We start from the raw sequence: 15,708 nt of genomic DNA, 5'->3' as shown, positions 1-15,708 counted from the left end.
GGCATTTCTCCCTGATAAGATGGTACCGGCAGGTGGGTCGGGGCTGGTAATAAGTGGTATACAAGGGCTGCCAGGTGGTGCGGCACCGGTCGGGGGTGGTGCGGCACCGGTCCAAGGTGGTGCGGCACCGGTTGGGTGGTGGTGTGGCACCGGTCCGAGGTGGTGCGGCGCCGGTCAGGAGTGGTGCGGACCCGGTCGTAAGTGGTGCGAAAATACCCCCACCCGTTCAACGCCCACAACCACCCCCGTCCGAGCCTTTGGCTCGAACATCCCCTCCTTGGTAAGGAGGGGAGTCTGGCTCCGACCTCCTTTCCCCGCCAAACCCCGCCTGCCCCAACGGTGAAACGCGGCCCGCCGTCGATACAATCGAGGGTACGGTCGGTTTGGCCCGGCTTTGGGATAGGGAGTCAGCTATGTTTGTTTCGATTTCTCCCTCGTCTATGGCCGTCCTCACGCCCCGTCGCTACCTCACGCCGCTCATTCATGTACTGGTGTGGGGGCTGTTCGGGCTCACGTTCTTGTTGTTTCAGCCGCTCACCGGGCGGCTCACCATGCCGCCGGAATTCTGGCTGAAGCAGGGGCTGATGTTTGCCGCCTGGATTGCCACGTTCTACCTTACGTCCAAGGTTACGGTGCCGCGCCTGCTGCTGCACGGGCGCACGGAGTGGTTTATTCTGGCCCTGGTGGTTACCACGGTGGTGGTGCTCAGTTTCAGCAAGTTTCTGGAGTTGTCGCTAAACCTGCCGGCCCTTATGGACAAGGCCTTTGAGGCGGCGGCCGGCCGGCCCCGGCTAAACCGGGGCGGCCCGCGCATCGATACCATGGGCCTGCTCACCACCATGTTTGTGCTGGGCATCAGCACGAGCATCACGGTGGTGCAGAAGTGGCAGAACGATGCCCGGATTCGGCAGACGCTTGAGCAGCAGCGCGTGACTTCCGAGCTCTCGGTGCTCAAGGCCCAGATTAACCCGCACTTCTTCTTTAATACGCTCAATAACATCTACGCCCTCACGCTGCTCGATGGCGAGCAGGCCCGCGTGGCCATTCACCGGCTCTCGCGCATGATGCGCTACGTGCTGTATGACACCGCCGGCGGCCTCACGCTGCTGAGCCAGGAAATCGCCTTCGTGCAGGACTATATCACCCTGATGCAACTGCGCCTCGATGAGCGCGTGACCGTCACCTTCGACCGCCCCGAGCCCGTGCGCGACGTGCCCGTGGCCCCTATGCTGCTGCTGCCCTTCCTCGAAAACGCCTTCAAGCATGGCGTGGCGGCCACTCAAAGCAGCCGCATTTTCATCGGCCTCACCCAGCCCTCGCCCAACGTGCTGGAGCTGGAAGTGCGCAACACCCTGCTCGCGCTGCCCAGCACCGACCTGGCCGGCAGCAATGGCATCGGCCTAGCCAACACCCGCCGTCGCCTCGACCTCCTGTACCCCGGCCGGTTCAACCTGCTGGTGGATGACCACACGCCCGCCAACGAATTCCGGGTTCACCTCACGTTGCAGGTTGGAAATGAGAAAAGTCTGTCATCCTGAGCATTCTCGTTCCCCATTCCCCTTCTTTCCTCCCATGACAACTGCCCTCCCGCCCCTCAAATCCATTGCCGTAGATGACGAGCCCCTGGCTCTGGGCCTGGTCGCGTCCTTCGTGCAGAAAACGCCGTTTCTGGAGCTGGTGGGCAAGTTCGGCAGCGCCGTGGAGGCCCTCAAGTACCTGCACGAGCACCCCGGCACCGTCGATTTGGCCTTCCTGGATATCCAGATGCAGGAGCTCAATGGCCTGGAACTGGCCCGCGTGCTGGGCCCCACCGGCCCGCGCGTCATCTTCACCACCGCCTTCAGTCAGTACGCCCTGGATGGCTACCGCGTCGATGCGCTGGATTACCTGGTGAAGCCCTTCAACTACGAGGAGTTTCTGCGCGCCGCCGGCAAAGCCCGCGCCTACGCCGAACTCACCTCGCAGCATACCACCGCTCCGGTTGCCACCGGCCCCGAGGAAGAAGAATACCTCTTTCTGAAAGCCGAGTACCAGTTGGTGCGCGTGGCCCTTAGCGACATTTTATATGTAGAAGGCCTGAAGGACTACGTGAAGGTCCACCTCAAAAGTACGCCCCGCGCCCTGCTGAGCCTCATGAGCCTCAAGGCGATGGAGGAAAAGTTGCCCGCCCGGCGCTTCATGCGCATCCACCGCTCGTTCATCGTGGCACTCGATAAGATTGAGGCCGTGCGCCGCCTCACCGTCCAGATTGGGGCCGTCACCATCCCCGTGGGCGACCAGTACAAAGAACAGTTTCTGCAGTTCCTCAGCCGCTGGAGCTGAGGAGATAGAACGTCATGCTCATCTGACGTTCGCGTTTCCGTTTTCCTCGCGCTAAACCTCTCCGCCTTCTACCGCTCCAATGCCCTGCACACTCCCTGTCTTTCTGAGCTATGAACCCATTCACCTTTTCCGGGAGCCCCATTCCCGGCCCGGCCCCCCGTGAGCGGGAGGCTGCCCTACCTGGTACGACCCCGCAGTTGGCCGTGCTCTGCCTCTCAAGTAGCCTCGGCGGGCTGGAGCTGAACAGCCTCAAATTCGCGGGCTGGATGCAGGAGCGCGGGTGGCGCGTCACGTTCTTTGCGCCACCCGCCACGCCGCTGGCCATGTGGGCCGAAGACTGGTTTGTGCCCCTCGAAACGCTGGCCGTGCGCCGGGGCCTGGCCATGCCCTTCATGGCCTGGTCCCTGAAAGAGCAGCTCGAACGCCTGAACATCGACGTGCTGGTGGTGACGCAGAACAAGGACCTGCCCGTGGCCACGCTGGCCAAAACCCTGCTCGGTGGCCGCCTGCGCATCATCTACCAGCAGCACATGCAGCTGGGGCGGCCCAAGCGCAGCCCCGTACACACCCTGCGCTTCGGCCTCGTTGATGCCTGGCTCACGCCGTTGCCTGGCCTGGCCCGCGAGGTGGCCCACCTCACCCGGTTCGACATGGCCAAACTGCACCTCGTGCCCCTGGGCCTGCCGCTGGAGCAGTTTGCACCGCCCACCCACACGCCCTTCGAGGCCCGCCGGGAGCTGGGCCTGCCCCAGGAGGTGCGCCTGCTGGGTATCCTGGGCCGGCTGGATGCCGGCAAGGGGCAGGATTTTGTCATTAATGCCCTGCACCACCTGCGCCAGCAGTACGGCTACGATGCCCACCTCGTCATTATGGGCGAGCCCACCCGTAACGAAGGCGACGAATACCTGCGCCAGATTCAGCGGCAGGTGGCCCGGCTGGGCCTGCAAAACCAGGTGCACTTCCGAGCTTTCCGGGCCAATCCGGCCGTGTTCTACCACGCCATCGATGTCTTTACGATGGCTTCCGAAAACGAAACCTACGGCATGGTAACCCTGGAAGCCCTGGCCTCGGGCGTGCCCGTGGTGGGCGCGGCCACCGGCGGCACCGCCGAGCTGGTAGAGCACAACCAGACCGGCCTGCTCTACCTGCCCGGCGACGTGACCGCCTGCGCCCGGGCCATCCGCCGCACCTTTGCCGAGCCCGCCGCCACCAACGCCCGGGTGGAACGCGCCCGCCTAGCCCGCTGGCACTACTCGCACCACCGCCAGTGCGCCCTCACCGAAGACGTGATTCGGGCGGTAGTGGCCGCGCCGGTGGTCCTGCCCCGGGCAGCCCGGCAGCCGCGCCTGTCCGTGAATGCGGCCTTTGCCCACGCCGTGGCCCGGTAGTGCGCAGCCCCGAAAAACCTCATCCGGTCGATGCCGTGCCGGATTTGGCCGATGACAGGGCTGGCCAGCTGCCCCGCACCGGTAGTTTCAGGTCATCAATTCAAATGGCCCCCGGCCCTGCCGGGTGGTTTATTCCTTCAGAATTATGAGCTCCGTCGTCAGGCTTCGTTTTTTGAGTGGGCTGCTGCTGAAACTGGCCGTGCCAGCCGCTGTGCTGGGTCAGCACGACTGCCCGGCCTTCAGCGCCCCGCGGCCCATGCCACGTACCGCGCGGCCCACGCCGGCTCCGGCCGGCCCGGCCGCGCTATCCCATAAGTCCTGTCATTCCTAAGCGGCCCGGCGAGCTGCGCGTGGCCACCCATTCGGCGGATTTGCCCCCGCCGGCAGCAGCGCCCAGCAAATGCCCCCGTCCCGGAATGGCAGGCACCACTAGCAACCGGCCGATAGCTGCGCCGCCGTGTGCGCCGCCCCTATCCGCGCCCGTTGCCCAATGCCTCAAAAAGCCCTTGCGTCCGCGAGGGCTTTTTTTGTGCTTTACGGGGTAGGGGCGGGCCGAGGGCCTTATGCTCCTCCGGTAGCTGGCAAAGCGGCTTTACCATCAGCTAATTGCCCCGGGCCCCGTCCGGGGCCAGCTGCCCGGGACGGGCTCGGCAAAATAAAAATGCTGATTGGATGCTGTTGGTCAGGTTAAAGAAGTAATATAAAGATTTGATAATGGAAGCATGCCTAAAATCCAAGTTCACGCAAATATCTTTACACTCAACGTGTCCACCCCATGGTAATTTGGTAAACCCCTTAATAACCCGTTTTTATGAGAAAACCATTACCCCGTTTTTCCGTCGGAATCGCCCGCAGCCTCGCGCTGCTCATGATGCTAATGTTACCACTGCTTGGGCGGGGGCAGACGACGATTGCAACCCAGGACTTTGAGACTACTCCAGCGACGCCTACCGCTACAGTTAATTTAGTGGGGGGAGGATATGAAACTCGTAGCTCGGGATTGTTTCCAGCAAGTACCCCACTGTATGCCTCGGGAGTAAGGGCTTACAGCTTATCGAATGGCACTGCTACAATCACGTCGGCAGCCAACATTGACGTTAGTAGTTACTCTAACGTATCAGTTGAATTCAAGCTGGCATCATTTGCAACTACCAGTGGCAACGGTGCTGATTCTCCGGATAACGTAATCTTATCACTGAGTACCGATGGTGGGGCGACATACGTTGACCAAGTCAAAGTCGTAGGCGGTGCTGCTACGGGCTCGAATAGCCGGTGGTCTTTTACAGGTGCCGCAGTCGCTACTCGTGCTTATAGTACTGGTGCAGCAACTGCCTTCACTGGAGGAGGCGGAGCAAGCACACCTAATTATGGGACGGTTAGTGTCACCGCTATAGGTGCCACATCACAGTTAAGGTTTAAAATCACCTTGCTGAATGATAATAGTGCTGAGATATGGGTCATAGATGACATCGTGGTAAAGGGGACACTTTCTGCCGCCGATACCACGCCGCCCACTTTCGGTACTACCCCGGCCTCGCCTTCGGCTTCGACTATCACGGCCACTAGCTTTCTGCTATCGTCTAACATTAATGAAGTAGGCAAAACCTATTATGTGGTCCTGCCCAGCGGTGCCACTGCCCCCACGGCTGCGCAGGTGAAAGCGGGCAAAAATGCTGCTGGCACGGTCGTTACGCTGTCCGGCAACTTCGCCAACCCAACCGCCAACACCGCTGCCACCTCGACGGTGAGCAGCCTCACGGCCAGCACTGACTACGATGTATATGTAGTGGCTGAAGATGCCGTGCCCAACCTGCAGGCCAGCCCCGTGCTGGTCACGGTGACCACGCCCGCCCCCGCGCCCACCATCACCACGGGCGGCATTGCGCCCGCCACCGTGCTGGCCGGCAACGACGTGACGGTATCCTACACTACCACCGGCACCTTCGACCCCGCCAACGTGTTCACGGCCGTGCTCTCCAACTCGTTGGGCACCTTTGGCAGCGGTACCACCGTCCTCACCACCACCGGCTCCACGGCCACCTCGCTCACGGTTACCATTCCGGGGGCCACCACGGCCAGCTCGGCCTACCTTATTCGCGTAGTGGCCAGCAACCCCGTCACCACGGGCTCAAACTCGACCAACACCCTCACCGTGAACGCGCCCTTGGTAGCGCCCAGCGTGAGCACCACGGCCGCGTCGGCCATCACGGGCACCACCGCCACCAGCGGCGGCAACGTGACCTCGAACGGCGGCGCTGCCATCACGGCGCGCGGCGTGGTATACGGCACCAGCCCCAACCCGCGGATTAGCGGCAGCGGCGTGACGCAGGTCGCCGATGGAACGCCCAGCACGGGCACTTTCACGAGCAGCCTCACGGCCCTCACGCCCAGTACTGCTTACTACGTAGCCGCCTATGCCACCAACAGCGTGGGTACCACCTACGCCACCGATATTACCTTCACTACGCTGTCGCCGCCCACGGCTACTACGGCCGCCACCACGGCCATCACGCCCACTACGGCTACCAGCGGCGGCACCGTGGCCGGCCCCGGTATCACGGTGCGCGGGGTCGTTTTCAGCCTCACGCCGACGCCCCGTCTGGGAGGCTCCGGCGTGACCACGGTAGCCGGCGCATCGGGCGCGGGCACCTACAGCAGCAGCCTCACGGGCCTCACGCCCAGCACTAACTACTACGTGGCCGCTTATGCCACCAACAGCGCCGGCACCGGCTACGGGGCCGATGTAATGTTTACCACCCCGGCCCCAACCCTCACGGCCACCCCGGGCAGCCTGAGCGGCTTTTCGAACTACGCCGGTACGGCCTCGGCCGAGCAGACCTACGTGCTTGCCGGCAATGGCCTCTCGGTTCCGATTACCGTCACGGCTCCTTCGGGGGTTGAGGTTTCGCTGACTACGGGCAGCGGCTTCGGTGGTACCGTATCAGTGCCCGCTGCCGGCGGCACGGTGTATGTGCGCGTTGCGGCTGCTACGCCGGTGGGTCCGGTTAGTGGCACCATCACCAACGTATCGGGTGCGACTTCGCAGGATGTGATGGTGAGCGGCACGGTGCTTTCGCCGCCGCTGCTGGCTTACTCCTTCCCGGCCACCAGCTCCACTTCGCCCACCACCCAGGCTGCCAACGTCACGGGCAGCGTCTTTTCGCGGGCCACGGGCCTGACCGGTACTTCTGATACCCCGGACTTCCGGTCTACGGGCTTCTCCACTTCCACGGCTTCGCCGGCCGCAGGTGCTACTACCGGCTATTATCAGTTCACGTTCACGGCCGCTGCCGGCAACACCGCCAACCTGACCACGCTCATTGTTTCGGACCGCAGCTCCGGCACCGGCCCCACCAAGTGGGAGGTCCGTACCAGCCTCGATGGCTATACCGCTACCGTGGGTGCCGTGCAAACCAACCCCACCACCACCTTCACGCCCCGCCCCGTGAGCCTGACCGGCACGGCCGCCTTGTCGACCGTGACGGGCGCGGTAACCTTCCGTATTTATGCTTATGGCGGCTCCAACAGCGGCAGCGGCACCTTTGCCGTGGATGACGTGAACCTGTTTGGCTCGCTCACGGCCGGCACCCCGCCCGCTACCGAGCCTACCGTGCAGCCCACCGTCACGGCTTCGGGGGCTACCACCACCACCGTGCTGCTCAGCCTGAGCGGCGGCGATGGCACCAAGCGCCTCGTGGTGGTGCGGCCCACCGCCGCCGCGGCAGTAGCCCCCGTTGATGGCACTACCTACACCGCCAATACCACCTACGGCACCACCACCGGCACCAACCCCACCACGGGCACCAGTAATTTCGTGGTGATTGCCGATGGCAGCACTACCAACCTCACTGTAACCGGGCTGGCCTCTGGCACGGCCTATAGCGTAGAGGCCTATGCTTACAACGATAACGCCACGGCTGGCCTCGAAAACTACCTGACCGCTACGCCCGGCACGGCTACCTTCACCACGCTCACGCCCCCGGCCATCACCTACACTTGGAACGGCACCGGCACCAGCTACAGCGCGGCTGCCAGCTGGACGCCCGCGCGGGCGGTGACTGCCGCCAGCGACGTCCTGTTGTTCGATGGCACGGTGACCGCCACGGCCAACGTTACCCTCGATTTCACCACCTCCGAAACCATTGCGGCCCTCAAACTGCAGGGCGGCGTTATCACCACGCTCAGCACCGATGCCAACCGCACCCTCACCCTAAGCGGCGCGGCCACCCCGGCCAACCTCGTAGTGGGTACTGCCGACTCCTTGCGCCTTTACAACACGGTAGCCAACGTGGGCCTCACCATCCAGCTCGCTACGGGAGCCACGGCCAGCATCGACGGCGGCATCGCGGCCGATGGCTCGGCCTTCAGCTCCGGCACTACGCACAAGATTCTGGGCACCACCGCTACCCCCAACGCCGTGGTGTTTCACACGGGCAGCGCCATCACGGCCACGGCCAACTTTGGCGGCAACCTGTTTGGCAGCGCCGTCGGCTTTGCCGGGACGGTGCTGTTTGAAGCCGGGGCAAGCTACTTCCAACAGGGAGGCGCTTCGCCGTTCGGCGCGGCCGGTACCAGTGCCTCGGTCACATTCCAAAGCGGTAGCTACTACCGTTTCGTACCCGCCATTCTGGCTACGCCTTCGTTTTCGGGCCGCACCTACGGCACCTTTGTTTATAACCCCGGCTTCACCACGGCACCCACCATTTCGGGGGGCAACCCGCTGGTGATTCAGAACGACCTGCGGGTGCTCACCGGCAACCTGCCTCTCAACCTCACCGGCAGCATTTCCATCAAGGGCGACATCAAGGTGGACGGTAGTGCCGTGCTGTCCTTCCTGCCGACTTCTGCGCCCACGGCACCCCTGCAGTTGAACGGCACCGCTGTGCAAACCATCGGGGGGACCAACACCAGCGCGGCCGGCTTGGCCCTGAATGCCAACGTAACGCTGCAAATCAACAACGCCCAGGGCGTATTGCTCCAGCGTCCGCTCGCGGTGCCGGGCACCTTGCAGCTCACCAGCGGCAACATCACCACCTCGGCCACCAACCTGCTCACCCTGTCTAACAACGCTACGGGTGGCAGCGCCAGCAGCTTCGTGAACGGCCCGCTGGCCCGCGTCACGGATGTGGGCGCGGCTGCCACGGTGTTCCCGGTTGGCAAAGGCAAGTTCTACCGCCCCATTACACTCACCAGCACGGCCCAGGCCGCTGCTTCGACCTACACCGCCGAGCAGTTTGAGGGCAACTCCAGCCGTTCCCTGGCCCCAGGCAATGGCCTGGGTACCGCGCCCCTGGCCCGGGTTTCCTCGAAGCGCTTCTACACCGTCACGTCGTCCAACACGGCTCCCGGCAATTTCACTGGCACCATCACCCTGACCTTTGGGGCCGAAGACTACGTGAACGTACCAAGCAGCACCGATTTCGTGATTGCCAAGCGCGACGCCACCGGCCCATTCGCCAACCAGTGGACCAACCTGGGCCGCACCACCAACACGGGTCCCGATTCCGGAGCTGGTGGGGCCTCGGTGGCAGGCACGCTCACCTCCGCTTCGTTCCAGGATTTCTCCGACTTCGTGCTCGGGGCTCAGAACGACCTGTCCACCACCAACGTGCTGGAAGCCATCAATCCGCTGCCCGTTCAGCTCACCGCCTTCAGCGCCCAGCGCCAGGCCGATAAAACGGTTGCGGTGAAATGGGCCACGGCCACCGAGAAAAACAGCGCCCGCTTCGAGGTGCAGCGCAGCTTCGATGGCCGTGAGTTCGCCACAGTAGCCACCGTAGCGGCCCAAGGCAACAGCATGAGCCCCACCACCTACGCCACTCTCGACAAAGCTGCCCCGGCCGCCAAGCTCTACTACCGCCTGGGTCAGGTTGACCTAGACGGCACCACCGCCTTCTCGCCCGTGGTCACGGTGGCTGGCTCCGGCGAAGCTGCCAAGGTGAAGCTCTACCCTAACCCGGCCCACAGCCGCATCAGCTTCATCGCCGAGGCGGCCATGCCTTACCGCGTGCTCAACCAGTTGGGCCAGGCCCTGCTGCGCGGCACCACCGAAGCTGGCACCACCAGCATCGGCCTCGAAAATCTGCCCACCGGCCTCTACTTCCTGGAGTTGCAAACGGCCGCCGGCCGCACCGTGCAGAAGTTTGAGAAGGACTAATATCTGAACCGCAGATTGTGCGGCTTTAGCGGATTGCGCAGATTCTAATGCTGTCCGTTTTACGCAACAAAAAGGCCACCCAATCGGGTGGCCTTTTTTATTATCCGTTGCTTTCTATAATAATCAAAATAATCAAATGCTAATCCAATCCTGCAGAAGCCAACAGGGGCAGCATTAGAATCTGCGCAATCCGTTAAATCCGCACAATCTGCGGTTCAGACCGAAAAGCTCTCGCCGCAGCCGCACTCGCGCGAGGCGTTGGGGTTGTTGAACTGGAAGCCCTTGCCATTGAGGCCATCGGAGAAATCCAGCTCGGTGCCGGCCAAGTAAAGGAAGCTTTTCATGTCGACCACCACGCGCACACCCTTGTCCTCAAACTCCTGGTCCATGGGCCGCACTTCGTTATCGAAGTCCAGCTTGTAGCTCAGGCCCGAGCAGCCGCCACCCGCCACCGAGGCGCGCAGGCGGTAGGTGTCGTCAAGGTGCGCGTCCTCAATCAGGCGCGCTACTTTTTCTTTGGCTTTATCCGATACGGTAATCATGGCAGTAGGAGCGGGGCCACCGGGGCTCAGAAGCAAGCCGAATGGATTCGCAATTTAGACACATTATAAACAAGCCGGCGAATTTCTTTGTTCGCTCGTCCGCCAACTATTTCATTCCGGCCCTTATGAGCTCGGATTCAGCACCACGCTGAACACGGTAATCGTGTTCAAATCGCGGTCAAAATAAAGCTTGTCCAGCGCCTCGTATACGTTGTGGGCGCGGAAGTAGGACGTTTGCAACTCCCGGTCGCCCCGGGCGCGCCATTGCAGCGTGTAGGAGCTTTCGGTGTCGCGGTAGCTGCGCACGTAGGCCAGCATCTTTTCCAGACAATCCACTTGGTCGCGGCCGGTTTCATAGCGAAACAGAAAGCTCTGCTGGTGGCGCGGGTTCACCGTAATCAGGTCCAGCCGCGTCTGGCCTTCCAACTCCCGAAACTCGAATTGGAGCTGCGCGGGCTCCAGGCCCAGGTACTGCCGAATCTCGCGCTCCAGGCGGGCAATGTCAAATTCGTCCATTGGTCGAGTCAAGCGTTAAAAGTGAAGAGTTAAGCGTTGGGAATTTTCGGACCCATAAGGACCAAAAATTCCCAACGCTTAACTCTTCACTTTTAACTCAGATAATTAGTGGTGCGACAGCTCCAGCGCGGGCAGGCCGTTTTTCACGCGGTAGTCCGAGATGGCCGACTTAATGGCATCTTCGGCCAGCACTGAGCAGTGAATTTTCACGGGCGGCAGGGCCAGCTCTTCCACAATCTCCATATTGTCGATGGCCAGGGCCTCGTCGATGGATTTGCCTTTCAGCCACTCCGTTGCAAGCGACGACGAGGCAATGGCCGAGCCGCAGCCGAACGTCTTGAATTTGGCGTCGATGATGGTATTGGTGGTTTCGTCTACCTCGATTTGCAGGCGCATTACGTCGCCGCACTCGGGAGCGCCCACGAGGCCGGTGCCTACGTTTTTCTTGCTTTTATCCAGCGTGCCCACGTTGCGGGGGTTGCTGTAGTGGTCGATTACCTTATCGGAGTAAGCCATGTCGCGTTGCTTAAATTATGAATTAAAAATTATGAATTATGAATCGAAACGTAGAATCAGAACGCGCTATGGGCAGCAATTCATGATTCGTAATTTTTAATTCATAATTGGCGCTTCGCGCCTAGTGTTCCGCCCACTCGATTTTGCTCAAATCGATGCCTTCCTGGAACATCTCCCACAGAGGCGACATTTCGCGGAGCTTGGTGACAGCCTCTTTTACGTGGCCGATGGCATAGTCGATTTGCTCGTCGGTGGTGAAGCGGCTCAGGCCGAAGCGCAGGCTACTGTGGGCCAGGTCGTCGCTCAGGCCCAGGGCTTTGAGGACATAGCTGGGTTCCAGCGAAGCCGAGGTGCAGGCCGAACCAGACGATACCGCCAGGTCCTTCACGCCCATCATCAGGCCTTCGCCTTCCACGTACTTGAAGCTGATGTTGGTAACGTGCGGGAGGCGGTGTTCCACCGAGCCATTGGTGTAGGTTTCCTCCATCGTCATCAACTCTTTTTCGAGGCGGTCGCGCATCACGCTCAAACGGGCGGTATCGGCGTCCATTTCGAGGCGGGCCAACTCGCATGCCTTGCCCAGGCCCACAATGCCGGGCACGTTGAGCGTGCCCGAGCGCATGCCGCGCTCGTGGCCGCCGCCGTCCATCTGGGCGGTCACCTTCACTCGGGGGTTCTTGCGACGCACATAGAGGGCACCCACGCCCTTGGGACCGTACATTTTGTGGGCCGTGAAGGCCATGATATCGATGCCATCGGCGATGACATCAACCGGGATTTTACCCACGGCCTGGGTACCGTCCGTCATGAACAGGGCCCCGTGGCTGTGGGCAATTTTGGCGATTTCGCGGATGGGATTGATGGTGCCCGTCTCGTTGTTGCCGTACATGATGGTCACGAGAATGGTCTCGGGGGTCATAGCGGCTTCGAGGTCGGCGAGGCTGATGAGGCCTTTCTCATCGACGGGCAGGTAGGTTACCTTGCCGCCCAGCTTCTCGATGTGCTTACACGTATCAAGCACGGCTTTGTGCTCGGTGGTGGCGGTGATGACGTGGTTGCCTTTCTGGCTATACATCTCGAACACGCCCTTGATGCCCAAGTTGTCCGACTCGGTAGCGCCCGAGGTGAAGATGATTTCCTTCGAGTCGCAGTTAATGAGCTTCGAAATCTGCTCGCGGGCGTAGTCCACGCCTTCCTCAGCGGCCCAGCCGAAGGGGTGGTTGCGGGAGGCCGCGTTGCCGAATACGTCGGTCAGATAGGGCATCATGGCCTCCAGCACGCGCGGGTCGAGCGGCGTGGTGGCGTTGTTGTCGAGGTAAATAGGGAGCTTCAGCATTGCGCGCAACGGTATAGCAAAAAGATAAACCAATGGATGACTGGTCGGCCCTTAGAACACGGTTCGGGGGCAATCAGTTTTCTTTGGTCTCACAAAAGTAGACACAATCTAAATAAGGAAATGCACCGACTTCCGGCAACGGTCTAAAATGCGCGGTCAAACCCGCTTTTTCGCCCGGTCAGCGGCATTTCTCTCTGAAATCCTCCTCCATGATTACCAACCTCGAACACCTCGGCCTGGCCGTACACGACCTGGAAGCCGCCACTGCGCTTTACACCACGCTGCTTGGTGCGGCACCCTATAAGAAGGAGCACGTAGCCAGCGAGGCGGTCGATACCGTTTTTTTTCAAGTCGGCGGCTCCAAGATTGAGCTGTTGGCCGGCACCTCGCCGGATAGCGCCATTACGAAATTTCTAGCCAAAAAGGCGGAGGGGATTCACCACGTCGCGTTCGAAGTGAATGATATTCGGGCCGAGATGGCGCGGCTAAAAGGGGAGGGCTTCGTACTGTTAAATGAGGAGCCCAAGCGCGGGGCCGATAACAAGCTGGTGTGCTTCGTGCATCCCAAAAGTGCAGCCGGCGTATTGGTGGAGCTCTGCCAGACCATCAGGTAGCGCGGTCGTACCCGGTAGGGAATTTTATTCCGCGAGCCTTATGCGGAGGCCGCATAAGCCATGTTTTTTTAACTGATAACTGCTTACTCGCGGACTAGAAAGTCTGCGCTACTACCATGAATCGTTTTCAACAAGAAGTAGACAACGCGGTGGATGCCCTGTTGCTTCAGCAGGTTATTCTGTACCCGACTGATACCGTGTGGGGCCTGGGCTGCGATGCCGAAGCGCCGCCCGCCGTGCAGGCACTGTATAAGCTGAAGGGCCGCGAGGCCGGCAAGCCCAGCATCGTGCTGGTGGCCGATTTGGCAATGCTGAAACGCTACGCCGCCGAAGTGCCGGCTGAGCTGGAAGCTCTGCTGGCCGCCGATACCCGGCCCACCACCTATATCCTGCCCGCCAGCCGGGCCGTGGCGAAGGAACTAGTGGCTCCCGACGGCACTGTGGGCCTGCGCGTGACGAAGGACGAATTATGCTTTAAAGTGGTGCGGCGGCTGGGCCACGGGCTGGTATCGACTTCGGCCAATAAGGCCGGTGAGCCCACGCCAGCAGTGTATTCGGAGGTGGATGAGGCTATTGTGCGCGGGGCCGACCATGTGGTGAACTGGCGGCAGGACGATGCCACGCGGACCGCGCCTTCGCGGGTGCTGCGGCTGGGCGCGGACGGGAATCTGGAAGTGGTGCGGGAGTAGGCGGAGTACCGTGGACTCTGCGAGTCCGCGCGTGGATTGGGTTGCTAACGTGCGCCCGCGCGGACTCGCAGAGTCCACGGTACAGCAGCGGGCGTACTTTTGCACCCATGAATACGCCTCGTCTGCCCGAATTGCCCATTTTTCACACCATTGCCGAAGCGGCGGCTGAGCTGAAACAGCCCGCCTACGTCATTGGCGGCTACGTGCGGGATTTAGCGCTGGGCCGCGAGAGCAAGGACATTGACGTGGTAACCGTGGGCGACGGCATTGCGCTGGCGCAGGCCGTGGGCACCAAGCTGAAAGGGCGCGGCCGCGTGCAGGTGTTCAAGAACTTCGGCACGGCCATGCTGCCGACCAAGGAGGCCGGCGACATTGAGTTTGTGGGAGCTCGCAAGGAAAGCTACCGCGCCGAAAGCCGCAAGCCCGAGGTGCAGGCCGGCACGCTGGAAGAGGATTTGGCCCGCCGCGACTTCACCATCAATGCCCTCGGCCTGAGCCTGAACCCGGAAAATTTCGGGGAGCTAGTCGACCGCTACGAGGGCATGAAGGACCTGGCCAGCAAGACCATCCGCACGCCGCTGGGGCCGGATGTGACGTTTTCGGACGACCCGTTGCGGATGATGCGCGCCGTGCGCTTTGCCGCGCAGTTGAACTTTGATATCGAGCCCGATACGTTCGACGCCATTATTCGGAATAAAGACCGGATTAAGATTGTGTCGCAGGAGCGGATTACGGTGGAGCTGAACAAGATTATCGAGTCGCCCACACCGAGCTACGGGTTTAAGCTGCTGTTTCAGACGGGGCTGCTGCAACTCATCTTCCCGAAGATGGCGCTGCTGCACGGCGTGGAAAAAGTGGGCACGCATGCCCATAAGGATAATTTTTACCACACCCTGCAAGTGCTGGACAATGTGGCCGCCGCCGGGGGCGACCTGTGGCTGCGCTGGGCCGCCGTGCTGCACGACATCGCCAAGCCCGCCACCAAGCGCTACTTCCCCAAAGTGGGCTGGACCTTTCACGGCCACGAGGACAAGGGCGCACGCTGGGTGCCGGGCATCTTTACGGACCTGAAATTGCCGCTGGGCGAGGAGATGCGCATGGTGCAGAAGCTGGTGAAGCTGCACCTGCGCCCCATCGCGCTGGTGAAGGAAACCGTGACCGACTCGGCCGTGCGCCGCCTGCTGTTCGAGGCCGGCGACGATATTGACCGGCTGATGCTGCTGTGCCGGGCCGACATTACGAGCAAGGACCACACCCGCAAGGAGCGGTATTTGCGCAACTTCGCGGAGGTGGAGGAAAAGCTGAAGGAAGTGGAGGAAAAGGACCACCTGCGCAGCTTCCGCCCGGTCATCACCGGCGAAATCATCATGGAAACCTTCGGGTTGAAGCCTTCGCGGGCTGTAGGCGAGTTGAAGGAAGCCGTGATGGAAGCTATTCTCGACGGCATCATTAAAAACGAAATGGAGCCAGCCCTGGCCTTCCTGTTGCAGCAGGGGGCGGCCAAAGGACTGGCTCCGGAAGGAGGCCTCGTTCACTCACCAAACTAAGCCTGGCTTCTTTTTTTGTGGTTTCGGGGGGATAGATGCACCTATACGGCGAAGGTTGCCTATAGAGTTATTTAGTAACAA

The 15,708-nt window shown here is 61.5% G+C and carries 11 protein-coding genes; 7 read left to right on the top strand and 4 right to left on the bottom strand.

The features are described 5' to 3' along the window. Positions 1-440: 440 nt before the first annotated feature. The 4 genes from ACVWYF_RS17580 (at position 441) to ACVWYF_RS17565 (ending at position 9,867) form a co-directional block, all read left to right on the top strand. A complete protein-coding gene (locus tag ACVWYF_RS17580; protein WP_457070392.1) occupies positions 441-1,538 on the top strand; it encodes a sensor histidine kinase in 1,098 nt (365 codons plus the stop codon). Between the two features lie 34 nt (positions 1,539-1,572). After that, positions 1,573-2,322: a LytR/AlgR family response regulator transcription factor gene (locus ACVWYF_RS17575; protein ID WP_457070390.1), complete on the top strand. Its 750-nt coding sequence runs from the start codon at positions 1,573-1,575 to the stop codon at positions 2,320-2,322. 110 nt (positions 2,323-2,432) lie between these two features. Then, positions 2,433-3,710: a glycosyltransferase family 4 protein gene (locus tag ACVWYF_RS17570; protein WP_457070388.1), complete on the top strand. Its 1,278-nt coding sequence runs from the start codon at positions 2,433-2,435 to the stop codon at positions 3,708-3,710. Between the two features lie 1,426 nt (positions 3,711-5,136). Beyond that, complete coding sequence (locus ACVWYF_RS17565) at positions 5,137-9,867, top strand: T9SS type A sorting domain-containing protein (protein ID WP_457070386.1); 4,731 nt, start codon at positions 5,137-5,139, stop codon at positions 9,865-9,867. A gap of 215 nt (positions 9,868-10,082) precedes the next feature. On the opposite strand, the gene ACVWYF_RS17560 is transcribed toward ACVWYF_RS17565, so the two are convergent. The 4 genes from ACVWYF_RS17560 to ACVWYF_RS17545 all read right to left on the bottom strand — a co-directional run bounded on the left by ACVWYF_RS17560 (position 10,083) and on the right by ACVWYF_RS17545 (position 12,777). After that, positions 10,083-10,409, bottom strand: a complete 327-nt coding sequence (locus ACVWYF_RS17560) for a HesB/IscA family protein (protein ID WP_070728920.1) — start codon at positions 10,407-10,409, stop codon at positions 10,083-10,085. A 123-nt stretch (positions 10,410-10,532) separates the two neighbouring features. Then, complete coding sequence (locus ACVWYF_RS17555) at positions 10,533-10,925, bottom strand: hypothetical protein (RefSeq protein WP_457070384.1); 393 nt, start codon at positions 10,923-10,925, stop codon at positions 10,533-10,535. Between the two features lie 105 nt (positions 10,926-11,030). Further along, the gene (gene iscU, locus ACVWYF_RS17550) at positions 11,031-11,441 is read right to left on the bottom strand and encodes a Fe-S cluster assembly scaffold IscU (RefSeq protein ID WP_457070382.1); all 411 of its coding nucleotides are present in this window, start codon (positions 11,439-11,441) and stop codon (positions 11,031-11,033) included. Between the two features lie 121 nt (positions 11,442-11,562). After that, positions 11,563-12,777 carry an IscS subfamily cysteine desulfurase gene (locus ACVWYF_RS17545; protein ID WP_457070380.1) on the bottom strand — a complete coding sequence of 405 codons (1,215 nt, stop codon included), beginning with the start codon at positions 12,775-12,777 and terminating at the stop codon, positions 11,563-11,565. Between the two features lie 209 nt (positions 12,778-12,986). On the opposite strand from ACVWYF_RS17545, the gene mce reads away from it, so the two are divergent. The 3 genes from mce (at position 12,987) to ACVWYF_RS17530 (ending at position 15,627) form a co-directional block, all read left to right on the top strand. Then, positions 12,987-13,391 (top strand): methylmalonyl-CoA epimerase, encoded by a 405-nt coding sequence (gene mce, locus ACVWYF_RS17540; RefSeq protein WP_457070378.1) that lies wholly within the window; start codon positions 12,987-12,989, stop codon positions 13,389-13,391. Between the two features lie 116 nt (positions 13,392-13,507). Continuing rightward, positions 13,508-14,080: an L-threonylcarbamoyladenylate synthase gene (locus tag ACVWYF_RS17535; protein WP_457070376.1), complete on the top strand. Its 573-nt coding sequence runs from the start codon at positions 13,508-13,510 to the stop codon at positions 14,078-14,080. A 107-nt stretch (positions 14,081-14,187) separates the two neighbouring features. Then, the gene (locus tag ACVWYF_RS17530) at positions 14,188-15,627 is read left to right on the top strand and encodes a CCA tRNA nucleotidyltransferase (protein WP_457070374.1); all 1,440 of its coding nucleotides are present in this window, start codon (positions 14,188-14,190) and stop codon (positions 15,625-15,627) included. Positions 15,628-15,708 lie beyond the last annotated feature (81 nt).

Source organism: Hymenobacter sp. UYAg731, assembly GCF_054061335.1.
This window is presented reverse-complemented; position numbering and strand designations above follow the sequence as displayed.

Bases quoted from the DNA above. Each gene is read 5' to 3' on its own strand.
- ACVWYF_RS17580 (WP_457070392.1), top strand. From the start codon at position 441: ATGGCCGTCCTCACGCCCCGTCGCTACCTCACGCCGCTCATTCATGTA.
- ACVWYF_RS17575 (WP_457070390.1), top strand. From the start codon at position 1,573: ATGACAACTGCCCTCCCGCCCCTCAAATCCATTGCCGTAGATGACGAG.
- ACVWYF_RS17570 (WP_457070388.1), top strand. From the start codon at position 2,433: ATGAACCCATTCACCTTTTCCGGGAGCCCCATTCCCGGCCCGGCCCCC.
- ACVWYF_RS17560 (WP_070728920.1), bottom strand. From the start codon at position 10,409: ATGATTACCGTATCGGATAAAGCCAAAGAAAAAGTAGCGCGCCTGATT.
- ACVWYF_RS17555 (WP_457070384.1), bottom strand. From the start codon at position 10,925: ATGGACGAATTTGACATTGCCCGCCTGGAGCGCGAGATTCGGCAGTAC.
- iscU (WP_457070382.1), bottom strand. From the start codon at position 11,441: ATGGCTTACTCCGATAAGGTAATCGACCACTACAGCAACCCCCGCAAC.
- ACVWYF_RS17545 (WP_457070380.1), bottom strand. From the start codon at position 12,777: ATGCTGAAGCTCCCTATTTACCTCGACAACAACGCCACCACGCCGCTC.
- mce (WP_457070378.1), top strand. From the start codon at position 12,987: ATGATTACCAACCTCGAACACCTCGGCCTGGCCGTACACGACCTGGAA.
- ACVWYF_RS17535 (WP_457070376.1), top strand. From the start codon at position 13,508: ATGAATCGTTTTCAACAAGAAGTAGACAACGCGGTGGATGCCCTGTTG.
- ACVWYF_RS17530 (WP_457070374.1), top strand. From the start codon at position 14,188: ATGAATACGCCTCGTCTGCCCGAATTGCCCATTTTTCACACCATTGCC.